Origin of the sequence: Streptomyces sp. 184 (assembly GCF_045781775.1) — a bacterium.
Taxonomy (GTDB): domain Bacteria; phylum Actinomycetota; class Actinomycetes; order Streptomycetales; family Streptomycetaceae; genus Streptomyces.
In genome coordinates, this window is sequence record NZ_CP123230.1 from 3,588,892 (window position 1) to 3,600,764 (window position 11,873).

Consider the following 11,873-nt stretch of genomic DNA (forward strand, 5'->3'; position numbering starts at 1 on the left):
CTGTTGGTCGGCGGTTCCGGTGCATAAGCTGTTGCGCCGTTTCCGCTATTCGGTCCACGGCTTTCGGGCGGGATCTTCCGAGCGCAATCCTTCGATCAGGTTCTTTCGAACAGGGGATGTCTGGTGATTCGCTCCATAGCCGTCGTGGGAACCGGTCTGATCGGCACCTCCGTGGCCCTTGCCGCCTGCCGCCAGGGGGTGACCGTGTACCTCTCCGACCGCGACGCCACGGCCGCCCGCACCGCCGCCGCCCTCGGCGCCGGACTCGCCGAGGAACCGCCCGGGCCGGTCGACCTGGCCGTGATCGCGGTCCCGCCCAGCAAGGTGGGCGAGGTGCTGGTCGACGTGCAGCGACGCGGGCTCGCCGATGCGTACACCGACGTGGGCAGCGTGAAGACCGTGCCGGAGCGGGCCGTGTTGAACGCCGCGCCCCAGCCCGCCCGTTACGTCGGCGGGCACCCGCTGGCCGGCCGGGAGCGCTCCGGGCCGCTGGCGGCCCGCGGCACCCTCTTCGAGGGCCGCCCCTGGGTGCTCACGCCGTCGCGGCTCACCTCGCCCGCAGCTCTGGCGCGGGCCCGCCGGCTGGCCGAGCTGTGCGGCGCCGTCCCGCTGGTGATGGCCAGCCGCGCCCACGACGAAGCCGTCGCCCTGACCTCCCACGTTCCCCACCTGCTGGCCAGTCTGATGGCCGCCCGGCTGCGGGACGACCCCGACGGGGTGTCCCGGCTGGCCGGCCAGGGGCTGCGCGACGTCACGCGGATCGCCGGGGGCGACTCCCGGCTGTGGGCGGACATCATCGAGACGAACGCGCCGGCCCTCGCCGGGGTCGTACGGGCCGTGCACGCCGACCTCACCCGGCTGGTGCCGGCGCTCGACGCGCTCGCCGGGCACGGCGCCGGGGACCGCGAGGAGGGCCTGCGGACCGTCGTCGACCTCCTCGACCGCGGCATCGCCGGCCTCGGCGCGATCCCCGGCGCCCGCCCCCGGCCCGCCGGGCGCACCCCTGCGCTGCACGTGGCGGTCCCCGGCCGGCCGGGGGAACTGGGGCGTTTCCTGGGGGCGGTCGCGGGCCTCGGCGTGGATGCCGAGAGCGCGTCGGTGGACACCGCCGCCGACGGCGGATTCACGGTACGGTGCCCGGTGCACCCGTCCGACGCCGGTCGAATCGCGGCGAAACTCAAGGCCGACGGGTGGGACGCGGAGGCCGACGGCGGAGAAACCGAACTCAGCACCGCTCCCCGGTGACCCCCGTCACCTTTCACGCGCACATACCCCACCGTCCAAGTGCGGAATTTTCCAAGCGCGCCCGCGCGTGTCCAAGTGTGCAGATTGCGCTCTTGGACGCCGTTGTCGGAATGCACGCGGACATGCTTTTCTAAGCGCCGGAAGACGACTTCATCAATTGCCTTCGCGTGGGGGAATTCCATGGCTGCTCCGGGTCCCGAAGCACTCGTCGCCGGCGCGGGACCGAACGCCCCGGCGCCCGGCGCCACCGTGCCTTCGTCGCCGCTGCGCAAGGCCGAGCTGCACGGCAGCGTGTCCGACCCCGTCCTGGACACCATGAACTTCCTCAACGAGATCACGCTCCGCTACCCCGACGCGATCTCCTTCGCACCCGGCCGCCCGTACGACGGGTTCTTCGACACCGAGCAGGTCTTCACGCACATGCGGACCTACCTCGACCACCTGGCCGCCCGGGGCGGCACGCCGCAGGAGATCCGCACCGCCCTCTACCAGTACGGCCCGACCGCCGGTCAGATCCGCGAGATCATCGCCGAGTCGCTGCGCGCCGACGAGGGCATCGACGTGCCGGCCGAGGCCGTCGTGGTGACCGTCGGCGCCCAGGAGGCCATGCTGCTGGTGCTGCGCGCCCTCATCGGCGGGCCCGACGACGTCCTGATGGTCGCCAGCCCGTGCTACGTCGGCATCACCGGGGCTGCCCGGCTGCTCGACATCGCCGTGCACCCGGTGGAGGAGCGCGAGGACGGCTTTAACGCCGCCGATCTCGAAGCCGCGGTGCTGGCGGAGAAGGCGCGCGGCCGCCGGCCCAGGGCCTTCTACCTGGTCCCCGACCACTCCAACCCCTCGGGCGCCACGCTCACACCGCAGGCCCGCACGGACCTGCTCGACCTGGCCGCCCGCCACGACCTGCTCGTCCTGGAGGACAGCCCGTACCGGCTGGTGAGCCCCGGCCCGCCGCCGCCCACCCTGAAGTCGCTCGACCGCGCCCGCCGCGTCGTCCACCTCGGCTCGTACTCCAAGACCGTCTTCCCCGGCGCCCGCGTCGGCTTCGCCGTCGCCGACCAGACCGTCGTCGACGAGTCCGGGGCCACCAGCCTGCTCGCCGACGAACTCGCCAAGATCAAGAGCATGGTGACGGTGAACACCCCGTCGCTGAGCCAGGCCGCCGTCGCCGGCGCGCTGCTGGCCGCACAGGGGCTCGTCTCCGAGCTGAACTCCCGCGCGGCCGCGTACTACGGAGACGCCATGCGGGCCATGCTCCGGGCCCTGGACGCGCGGCTGCCCGCCGACCGCAGGAGCGCCCTGGGGGTGCGGTGGAACCGGCCCGAGGGCGGCTTCTTCCTCACCGTGCAGGTGCCGTTCCGCGCCGGCAACGCGGCTCTGACCCGCTCCGCCCAGGACTTCGGCGTCATCTGGACGCCGATGAGCCACTTCTACCCCGGAGGCGGCGGCCACCGCGCCCTCCGGCTCTCGACCAGCTATCTGACCACCGAGGAGATCGACGAGGGCACCGCGCGCCTCGCGCGCTTCATCGAGGCCGAGACCCGCGCCGGTTGACACCGCCGGCCCCCGGCCGGTCTCCGTCCTCATCCGTCCGGCTCCAGTTCGAAAGGACCGCACGTGAACGGCATCAGCAGAGCACGACGACCGCGCAGCAAGAAGCGCATGTGGGGGTGGACCTTCCGATGACCACCGGCGTGGAGCCCGCTCGGCTCCTGGACCCGCTGTCCGCGACAGCACAGGTGCCCGGCCCGTACCGGCCCCGCATCCTCGGGGTGGGCACGGCCGCCACCCCCACGTCGTACACCCAGCAGGAGGTGCTCGACGCCTTCGGCATCACCGACCCGAGGATCAGCTCCGTCTTCCTCAACAGCGCGATAGAACGGCGCCATCTGACGCTGCCCGCCCCCGACGAGGACGGAGTCCGGCACTCCGAGCCGCAGGGCGACCTGCTCGACAAGCACAAGGCCACGGCGATCGAGATGGGCGCCGAAGCCCTCCGCGCCTGCCTGAAGAGCGCCGGCCACGACCTGTCGGACCTGCGCCACCTGTGCTGCGTGACGTCCACCGGCTTCCTCACCCCGGGGCTCAGCGCGCTGCTGATCCGCGAGCTGGGCATCGACCGGCACTGTAGCCGCTCCGACATCGTGGGCATGGGCTGCAACGCGGGGCTGAACGCGCTGAACGTCGTCGCCGGCTGGTCGGCCGCGCACCCGGGCGAACTCGCCGTCGTGCTCTGCGCGGAAGCCTGCTCCGCGGCGTACGCCTTCGACGAGACCATGCGCACCGCCGTCGTCAACAGCCTCTTCGGCGACGGCGCCGCCGCCGTCGCGCTCATGTCCGGCCCGGCCGCGGCCACTCCCGACGGCGTCCGCGGCCCGGACGTCCTGAAGTTCGCCAGTTGCCTCATCCCCGAGGCGCTGGAGGCGATGCGCTACGACTGGGACCGCGACCAGGACCGGTTCAGCTTCTTCCTCGACCCGCTGATCCCCTACGTCGTCGGCGCCCACGCCGAACTGGTCGTGGACCGGCTGCTCGCGGACACCGGGCTGCGCCGCAGCGACATCCGGCACTGGCTGGTGCACTCCGGCGGCAAGAAGGTGATCGACGCCGTCGTCGTGAACCTCGGGCTCACCCGCCACGACGTCCGCCACACGGTCGGCGTGCTGCGCGACTACGGCAACGTGTCGAGCGGCTCGTTCCTCTTCTCGTACGAGCGCCTGCTCGACGAGGACGTCACCCGCCCCGGAGACCACGGCGTGCTCATGACCATGGGCCCGGGCTCCACGATTGAAACGGCGCTGGTCCGATGGTGAGAGCGGAGGGTGCGATGAGCGACACGCTCACGCTGATGATCGACGGGGCCGAGCCGCCGACGGCCGCGGCCGTCAAGGCGCTCGGCACGCTCTGCGACGAGGCGGAGGACGGCGGCGGCACCGGCATCGTCACGGTGCACGTCACCGGCGCCCCCGGGCCGGGCTGGACCAGGGGCCTCGACGTCCAACTGGTCAGCAAGTGGGAGCGGGTGCTGCGCCGGCTCGAACGGCTGCCGGCGGCCACCGTCGCGGTCGCCCGCGGCGACTGCGGCGGCGCGGCGCTCGACGCCTTCCTCGCCGCCGACATCCGCGTCGCCACCCCCGGCGCCCGGCTGCTCGTCGCCCGGGACGGGGAGGCCACCTGGCCCGGCATGGCGAGCTACCGGCTCGTCCAACTGGCCGGCGCCGCCGGGATCCGCCGGGCCGTGCTGTTCGGCCTGCCCATCGACGCGCCCGAGGCGCGGACCCTGGGCATCGTCGACGACCTCGCCGCGGACCCCGCGAGCGGCGTCGCCGCTGCCGCCGGGCTGGTCAGCGGGCTGTCCGGCAAGGAGGTCGCCATCCGCCGGCAGTTGCTCTTCGACGCCACGACGACCAGCTTCGAGGACGCGCTGGGCCGGCACCTCGCCGCCTGCGACCGGTCGCTGCGGGCGGACGCCGCCCGGGTGGGCCCGTGACCGCGGACCGGCGGCCGGCGGACGCCCGGGACGGCTGGCCCGAGGTCGGCGCCGCGCTCGCCCTGGCCGAGGAGAAGATCGCCGCGCTGCCACCGCCCGCCGCCCGCTCGCCCGCCCAGCGGACCCGGGCCGCCGGGGTGCTCGACGAGGCCCGCGCGCTGCGCACCGCCTTCCTCGACGGGCACGTCGAGGCGGTCTACGACCGGCTCACCGACGGCCGCACCACACCCCTGCGGCTCGCCGAACTGGTCACCGCCGCCGCCGTCACGTACCCCGGACTCGTACCCACCGCCGCGCAACTGGCCGCCGAGCGCACCGGGCTCCAGGCCGACAAGGAGGGCCACGAGATCGACCAGGGCATCTTCCTGCGGGCCGTGCTCGCGTCCCCCGTCGCGGGCCCCCACCTGCTCGACGCCATGCTGCGCCCCACGCCCCGCGCGCTGGAGCTGCTGCCGCGGTTCACCGAGACCGGCCTGGTCGACACCCATTCCGTCCGCCTCGAACGGCGCGACGGCGCGGCGTATCTGACGATGCACCGCGACGACTGCCTCAACGCCGAGGACGAGCAGCAGGTCGACGACATGGAGACCGCGGTCGACCTCGCGCTGCTCGACCCGGGCGTCCGGGTCGCCGTGCTGCGCGGTGGGGAGATGACGCATCCGCGGTACCGCGGCAAGCGCGTCTTCAGCGCAGGCATCAACCTCAAGAGCCTGCACGCGGGCGGCATCTCGCTGGTCGGCTTCCTGCTCCGCCGCGAGCTGGGATACATCCACAAGATCGTCCGCGGCGTGCGCGGCGCGGGCGGCGCGCCCTGGCACGCCCGCACCGTGGAGAAACCCTGGATCGCGGCGGTCGACACCTTCGCCATCGGCGGCGGCATGCAACTCCTGCTCGTCTGCGACCACGTGCTCGCCGCCTCGGACGCGTACGTGTCCCTGCCGGCCGCCCGCGAGGGCATCGTGCCGGGCGCCGGGAACTTCCGGCTCGGCCGGCACACCGGCCCGCGGATCTCCCGGCAGGTCATCCTCCAGGACCGCCGGCTGTCCGCTACCGACCCCGACGCGCGGCTGGTGCTCGACGAGGTGGTCGAGCCGGCCCGGATGGACGAGGCCGTCGCCGCCGCCGTCGAACGGCTCGGCGGCCCCGCCGTCGTACCCAACCGGCACATGCTCAACGTCGCCGAGGAACCGGTGGACGGGTTCCGCCGCTACATGGCCGAGTTCGCGCTTCAGCAGGCCATGCGGATCCACGGCGAGGACGTCGTCGGCAAGGCCGGCCGGTTCACCCGGCGCTCCGCGTGACCCCCGCCCGCGGCAGCCGGTAGCCCCGGCTGCCGCGGACGCACCGGCCGCCGAGGGACCGCGGGCCCACGAGAAGGACCTCCCGGCCGGCGAAAGAGAACCGCCGGCCCGCGAAGGAGCCCACCAAGGAGAGGAGCGGGCCCGATGGCGACCGCCCGGATCAACGGGATCACCCTCGGCTTCGACGACTACGGCACGGGCGATCCGGTCGTCATGGTCACCGGGACCGGCGCCCCCGGACGCATCTGGCGCACCCACCAGGTGCCCGCCCTCACCGCCGCCGGCCACCGGGTGATCACCGTCGACAACCGCGGCATGCCCCCGAGCGACCTGTGCCTCGAAGGCTTCACCCTCCGTGACATGGCCGCCGACATCGCCGCGCTCATCGAGCACCTCGGCCTCGCCCCGTGCCGCGTCGTCGGCTTCTCCCTGGGCGCGACCCTCGTGCAGGAACTCCTCCTCGCCCGCCCCGAACTGGTCCGGCAGGCCGTCCTCATGGCTCCCACCGGGCGCGCCGACGGCCTGGTCTCGGCCATGACCGCCGCCGAACTCGACCTCTGCGACAGCGGCGTGAAGCTCCCCCCGCGCTACGCCGCGTACGTCAACGCCCTCCAGAATCTCTCCCCGGAGACGCTGAACGACGAGACGGCGCTGCGGGACTGGCTCGACGTCTTCGAGATGACCGCCGTCGACATGTCGGCTTTCCGCGGGCAGTTGGAGCTTCAGGCGATGGGCGACCGGCTCGGTGCGTACCGGCGCATATCCTGCCCGTGCCTGGTCATCGCCTTCGGCGACGACCTCGTCATCCGACCGCACCTGTCGCGCGAGGTCGCGGCCGCCGTCCCCGGATGCGCGTACGTCGAGATCCCCGGCTGCGGCCACTACGGCTATCTGGAGAAGCCGGACGCCGTCAACGCCGCCGTCCTCGACTTCTTCGCCGCCGCCACCGCCGCCGCCACCGTCCCCGCCCGAGCCGCCCGGCCGGGCCCGCCACCAGCCGGAAAGCACCGACCGGAACCCGACTGCTGACCGCGGCCTTACGCCGGTCCGCGCTAATCTGAGGACGGTTCGAACCGAGCACGGGGACACGACGAAGTGAAGCGCTGTGACCGCAGTGTGACGCAAGGTGGGGGATCGTCAGCCGTGGTGGTCGTCCTCGGACGCCCATCCGCCGCATCCTCGCTCTGCGCCCGCGAGACCGCCGGCAGGTGCCGCTGATGAGGGTTCTGGTAGTCGAAGACCACGCTGAGCTGGCCGACTCGGTGGCGCGGGTGCTGCGCCGGGAGGGTATGGCCGTCGATGTCGTGTATGACGGATCCGACGCGCTGGAGCGCACGATGACCGTCGACTACGACGTCGTCGTCCTCGACCGCGACCTCCCCGGCGTCCACGGCGACGACGTGTGCAAGGAACTGGTCTCCCAGCCCCACCACGCGCGTGTGCTGATGCTCACCGCCTCCGGGACGATCGTCGACCGCGTCGAGGGACTGAACCTCGGGGCCGACGACTACCTGCCGAAGCCCTTCGCCTACGCCGAGCTGGTCGCCCGGCTGCGGGCCCTCGCCCGCCGCGCCCAGCCCGCCGTACCGCCCGTGCTGGTCCACGGCGACCTGCGGCTCGACCCCGCCCAGCGCTTCGCCACCCGCGCCGGCGAGCGCCTGACGCTCACCCCCAAGGAACTCGCCGTCCTGGAGTGCCTGCTCTCCGCACAGGGGCGGGTGGTGTCGGCGGAGGAACTGCTCGAACGGGTGTGGGACGAGGCGGCCGACCCGTTCACCACCACGGTGAAGACCACGATCAACCGCCTGCGCTCCAAACTCGGTCTGCCCCCGGTGATCGAGACGGTGCCGCGGAGCGGCTACCGGATTTGAGGTACGCCCATGGGGCTGTCGAGGCTGCACCTGGCCGTCCTGAAGCGTGTCGGCGCGATGTCCGCGCAGCTCACGCCCCGCCGCGTCCGGGTGCGCCTCACGCTCCTGTACGGCTCGCTGTTCGTCCTGTCCGGCGCCGTGCTGCTGGCGATCACGTACCTGCTCGTCGCCCGCCCCTCCGGCGGGCTGGTGACCTTCAAGGACGTGCAGTACGGCTCCTCCCGGTCCTCCGCCCAGGCGGACACCCGCACCTACCGGCTGGACGAGCAGCTCGGCCACGAGGGCGGCATCGTCGAGGAGATGCGCCAGCAGGCGTTGCACCAGCGGGAGGCGATGCTCGACCGGCTGCTCATGCAGTCGGCACTCGCCCTCGCCATCATGTCCGTCATCGCCATCGGCCTCGGCTGGGTGGTCGCGGGCCGCGTCCTGCGCCCGCTGCGCACCATGACCAGCACCATCCGCCACATCTCCGCCCGCAACCTGCACGAGCGCCTGGCCGCCGGCGGCCCGTCCGACGAGCTGAAGGACCTCGCCGACACCGTCAACGGGCTCCTCGGCCGGCTGGAGACGGCGCTGGAGTCCCAGAAGAGGTTCGTCGCCAACGCCGCCCACGAGCTGCGCACACCCCTCACCCTCGAACACGCGCTGCTTGAGGAGACGCTCATCGACCGCGGCGCCACCCTCGAATCCTTTCGCGCCAACTTCGAGCGGCTGCTGACGATCAGCAAGCAGCAGGCCACCCTCCTGGAATCGCTGCTCACCCTCTCCAGCAGCGACCGCGGCCTGGACAACGCGGAACCGCTCGACCTCGCCGCGCTCACCGGCGAGGTCCTGCCCGCCTTCCGGCCCGAGATCGGCCGGCGCGAGCTGGCCGTCGAGTCGGCCATCGAGCCCGCCCGCATCTGCGGAGACTCCGCCCTCATCCACCGCCTGGTGGCCAACCTCCTCGACAACGCCATCGACTACAACGTCCCGGGCGGCAGCGTCGAGATCGCCACGGGTGTACGGGACGGGGGCGCGTACCTCTCCGTCCGCAACACCGGCGCCGCGGTCCCGCCGGACCAGGTCGAGCGGCTCTTCAACCCCTTCCAGCGGCTCCGCCGCACCGCCGGCGACGGCCACCACGGGCTGGGGCTGTCGATCGTCCGCTCCATCGCCACCGCCCACGACGCGACGCTCACCGCCGAGGCCAGGGCCGGGGGTGGACTCTCCGTGACCGTCGCCTTTCCGCTGCGCGACGACGGGCCCGGCAAGGACGGCCGGACGGCCGGGTTCGCGGAGCCCGGCATCGCACCGGCCAATTTCTGAGACAGGGCTTTCCGTTTCCCCCGAATAACGCGCGTCCAACTGCTGATAATTCACAGTTGGACACCGTCCGGTTGTCCAACCTTGTCGCCCTCTGGCCTGCCTGGTTAGTGTGTGTGCCGTCTTGAGGAAACCCCACAGACGGGAGCGGTCATGGCGAATCCGTTCGACAACGAGAGCGGCACTTTTCTGGTGCTGGTAAATGACGAGAACCAGCATTCCCTCTGGCCCGCCTTCGCCGAAGTTCCGGCCGGCTGGAAGACCGTGTTCGGCGAGGAGAGCCGCAAGGCGTGCATGGACTACATCGAGGAGAACTGGACGGACATGCGGCCGAAGAGCCTGGTCGAGGAGATGGCCAGGCACGAGCAGGCCGCCGCCCGCTAGGACCCCCGGGCCCGACGACGAACACTGGAGGTAATTCGTGGCCATGATTGGCGGCTCCGGGCCGGTCATCATGCGCGCCGGCGGGCCGGATTCGGTCACCAGGCAGAAGGTGAAGAAGGGTACGGCGAAGCGCATCCTTCCCTACACCCGGCCGCACCGACTCAGAATTTTCGTGCTGTTCGCGGTCACCGCGCTCAACGCGGGAATCGTGGTGGCCGTCCCCATTCTCTTCAAATACCTCATCGACAACGGCATCATGCCCCGGGACACCTCCGTCGTCGTCTGGATCGCCGTGGCCGTCGCGGTCCTGTCGATGTTTCAGACCGTCGTCGGCTTCGCCGAGGCATGGCTCTCCGGCAAGGTCAGCGAAGGGCTCATCTACGACCTGCGCACGGAGGTCTTCGACCACGTGCAGCGCCAGCCCCTCGGGTTCTTCACCCGCGCGCAGACCGGCTCGCTGGTCAGCCGGCTCAACACCGACGTCGTCGGCGCGCAGCAGGCCCTGACGTCGCTGCTGTCCACCGTCGTCTCCGCCGGTCTGACCGCGCTGCTCGTGCTGGGCGCGATGTTCTACCTCTCCTGGACGATCACGCTGATCAGCCTGGTGATGCTCCCGCTGTTCATCCTCCCCGGCAAGGTCGTCGGCCACCGGCTCCAGCGCGTCATGCGCGAGCACATGCAGGTAAACGGCGAGATCGGCGCCTTCATGAGCGAGCGGTTCAACGTCACCGGCGCGCTGCTCGCCAAGCTCTACGGCCGGCCCGAGACCGAGAACGGGATGTTCGCCGACCTCGCGGGCAAGGGCCGCGACCTCGGCGTCCGCGCCTCGGTGTACTCCAAGCTGCTGTTCCTGTCGATGATGCTCGTCGGCTCCCTGTCCACCGCGCTGGTCTACGGGCTCGGCGGCGGGCTCGTCATCGAGGGCGTCTTCCAGATCGGCACCCTGGTCGCGCTGGCCACCCTGCTCACCCGGCTGCTCGCGCCCATCAACCAGCTCTCCGGCGCCCAGCGGGACATCCTGATGGCCCTGGTCAGCTTCGACCGGCTCTTCGAGATCCTCGACCTCAAGCCGCTCATCCAGGAGAAGCCGCACGCCCGCGCCCTGCCCGCGATCACCGCGAACGGGGCCGCGGCCGGCACGGCCGTCGGCGCGCCCGAGATCGAGTTCTCGGGTGTCTCCTTCCGCTACCCGTCCGCGGCGGACGTCTCCCTCGCCTCGCTGGAGTCCCTGGCCGGCCCCGCGCCCCAGCGCAGCGACACCTCATGGACCCTGCGCGGCGTGAACTTCACCGCCCCCGCGGGCAAGCTCACCGCCCTCGTCGGCCCGTCGGGCGCCGGCAAGACGACCATCACCCACCTGGTGCCGCGGCTCTACGACCCGGGCGAGGGCGTCGTGCGCATCGGCGGCCACGACCTCCGCGACCTGACGCTGGCCTCACTCCGCGACACCGTCGGCATGGTCACCCAGGACGCCCATCTCTTCCACACCACCATCCGGCAGAACCTCCACTACGCCCGCCCGGACGCCACCGAGAAGGACATGATCGAAGCCTGCACCGCGGCCCAGATCTGGAGCCTGATCGAGGCGCTGCCCGACGGCCTCGACACCCTCGTCGGCGACCGGGGCTACCGGATGTCCGGCGGCGAGAAGCAGCGCATCGCCATGGCCAGGCTCCTGCTCAAGGCCCCGCCGATCGTGGTTCTCGACGAGGCGACCGCCCACCTGGACTCCGAGTCCGAGGCGGCGCTCCAGCGAGCCCTGAAGACGGCGCTCACGGGCAGGACCTCGCTGGTGATCGCGCACCGCCTCTCCACCATCCGGGACGCGGACCAGATCCTGGTGATCGACCAGGGCCAGGTACAGGAGCACGGCACCCACGAAGAACTGCTCGAACTCGACGGCCTCTATGCCGAGTTGTACCGCACGCAGTTCTCCCGCCAGCCGAAGAACGGCGACGCCCCGGCACCGGAGACGGCGCCGATGCCGCCGAACGGCCCCATGATGGACGGCCCGCCGCAGGGAATCCTCATCGGCCCCGGGCCGGGAATGGGCCCCGGCCCCGGAATGGGCGGGCCCGGCCCCGTCCTGCACGGCCCGGGACCGCGCTAGCGCCCACGGAGTTCGTCCACCGCAGGCAAGAGGACGCGCAGCGTCGCGCGGTCCGCAATCGCCCTGACCGACGTCGCCCGATTGAGCCAGTGGAGACCTCAGGAATGTCTGATTCGCGCAGCCCTGCCCTGCCAGTGGTGCATGTGACACCGTGCCCCACCGGCAGC

At 72.0% G+C, this 11,873-nt stretch carries 10 protein-coding genes; all 10 read left to right on the top strand.

Annotation, left to right across the window (positions count from 1 at the left end; all coding sequences use genetic code 11):
• Positions 1-126 precede the first annotated feature (126 nt).
• The 10 genes from QBL21_RS15105 (at position 127) to QBL21_RS15150 (ending at position 11,706) form a co-directional block, all read left to right on the top strand.
• Positions 127-1,245 (top strand): prephenate dehydrogenase, encoded by a 1,119-nt coding sequence (locus QBL21_RS15105; protein WP_407566433.1) that lies wholly within the window; start codon positions 127-129, stop codon positions 1,243-1,245.
• A gap of 180 nt (positions 1,246-1,425) precedes the next feature.
• Positions 1,426-2,799 carry a PLP-dependent aminotransferase family protein gene (locus tag QBL21_RS15110; RefSeq protein ID WP_407562701.1) on the top strand — a complete coding sequence of 458 codons (1,374 nt, stop codon included), beginning with the start codon at positions 1,426-1,428 and terminating at the stop codon, positions 2,797-2,799.
• A 128-nt stretch (positions 2,800-2,927) separates the two neighbouring features.
• Positions 2,928-4,058, top strand: a complete 1,131-nt coding sequence (dpgA, locus tag QBL21_RS15115) for a 3,5-dihydroxyphenylacetyl-CoA synthase DpgA (RefSeq protein ID WP_407566434.1) — start codon at positions 2,928-2,930, stop codon at positions 4,056-4,058.
• Positions 4,059-4,072: 14 nt separating this feature from the next.
• Positions 4,073-4,735: an enoyl-CoA-hydratase DpgB gene (gene dpgB / locus QBL21_RS15120; RefSeq protein ID WP_407562702.1), complete on the top strand. Its 663-nt coding sequence runs from the start codon at positions 4,073-4,075 to the stop codon at positions 4,733-4,735.
• Complete coding sequence (dpgC, locus tag QBL21_RS15125; RefSeq protein WP_407562703.1) at positions 4,732-6,036, top strand: (3,5-dihydroxyphenyl)acetyl-CoA 1,2-dioxygenase DpgC; 1,305 nt, start codon at positions 4,732-4,734, stop codon at positions 6,034-6,036. The genes dpgB and dpgC overlap by 4 nt, the downstream gene beginning before the upstream one ends.
• 144 nt (positions 6,037-6,180) lie before the next feature.
• The gene (locus tag QBL21_RS15130) at positions 6,181-7,065 is read left to right on the top strand and encodes an alpha/beta fold hydrolase (protein WP_407562704.1); all 885 of its coding nucleotides are present in this window, start codon (positions 6,181-6,183) and stop codon (positions 7,063-7,065) included.
• 188 nt (positions 7,066-7,253) lie between these two features.
• The gene (locus tag QBL21_RS15135; RefSeq protein WP_407562705.1) at positions 7,254-7,907 is read left to right on the top strand and encodes a response regulator transcription factor; all 654 of its coding nucleotides are present in this window, start codon (positions 7,254-7,256) and stop codon (positions 7,905-7,907) included.
• A gap of 9 nt (positions 7,908-7,916) precedes the next feature.
• A complete protein-coding gene (locus tag QBL21_RS15140) occupies positions 7,917-9,215 on the top strand; it encodes a sensor histidine kinase (RefSeq protein ID WP_407562706.1) in 1,299 nt (432 codons plus the stop codon).
• 150 nt (positions 9,216-9,365) lie between these two features.
• Complete coding sequence (locus QBL21_RS15145; RefSeq protein WP_407562707.1) at positions 9,366-9,596, top strand: MbtH family protein; 231 nt, start codon at positions 9,366-9,368, stop codon at positions 9,594-9,596.
• Positions 9,597-9,639: 43 nt separating this feature from the next.
• Positions 9,640-11,706, top strand: a complete 2,067-nt coding sequence (locus QBL21_RS15150; RefSeq protein ID WP_407566435.1) for an ABC transporter ATP-binding protein — start codon at positions 9,640-9,642, stop codon at positions 11,704-11,706.
• Positions 11,707-11,873 lie beyond the last annotated feature (167 nt).

Bases quoted from the DNA above. Each gene is read 5' to 3' on its own strand.
- QBL21_RS15110 (WP_407562701.1), top strand. From the start codon at position 1,426: ATGGCTGCTCCGGGTCCCGAAGCACTCGTCGCCGGCGCGGGACCGAAC.
- dpgA (WP_407566434.1), top strand. From the start codon at position 2,928: ATGACCACCGGCGTGGAGCCCGCTCGGCTCCTGGACCCGCTGTCCGCG.
- dpgB (WP_407562702.1), top strand. From the start codon at position 4,073: ATGAGCGACACGCTCACGCTGATGATCGACGGGGCCGAGCCGCCGACG.
- QBL21_RS15130 (WP_407562704.1), top strand. From the start codon at position 6,181: ATGGCGACCGCCCGGATCAACGGGATCACCCTCGGCTTCGACGACTAC.
- QBL21_RS15135 (WP_407562705.1), top strand. From the start codon at position 7,254: ATGAGGGTTCTGGTAGTCGAAGACCACGCTGAGCTGGCCGACTCGGTG.
- QBL21_RS15140 (WP_407562706.1), top strand. From the start codon at position 7,917: ATGGGGCTGTCGAGGCTGCACCTGGCCGTCCTGAAGCGTGTCGGCGCG.
- QBL21_RS15145 (WP_407562707.1), top strand. From the start codon at position 9,366: ATGGCGAATCCGTTCGACAACGAGAGCGGCACTTTTCTGGTGCTGGTA.
- QBL21_RS15150 (WP_407566435.1), top strand. From the start codon at position 9,640: ATGATTGGCGGCTCCGGGCCGGTCATCATGCGCGCCGGCGGGCCGGAT.